The sequence below is a fragment of the Streptomyces zinciresistens K42 genome (assembly GCF_000225525.1).
Classification (GTDB): Bacteria; Actinomycetota; Actinomycetes; order Streptomycetales; family Streptomycetaceae; genus Streptomyces; species Streptomyces zinciresistens.
Map to the genome: position 1 here is coordinate 1 of NZ_AGBF01000520.1, position 209 is coordinate 209.

The window sequence follows — 209 nt, forward strand, 5'->3', positions numbered from 1 at the left end:
CTTTTCCCATGACTTCCAGGGCCGCGTCCCGGCGGGCCAGGTCCTTCTCCAGCCGCGCGACCTTCTTGCGCAGCCGCTCCAGTTCGGCCTGCTCGGCCGCCTTCTTCGGCCGCACCGCCGAGGTCCGCCGGTCGGCAAGGGCACCCAGGGCGCCGGCCTCGCGGGCCTGGCGCCACTCGATGATGTGCGAGTGGTACAGCCGCTCACGG

The 209-nt window shown here is 72.7% G+C and carries 1 pseudogene; it reads right to left on the reverse strand.

The features are described from left to right. Positions 1 to 209, reverse strand: a pseudogene (locus SZN_RS37455) (hypothetical protein); the annotation flags it as partial.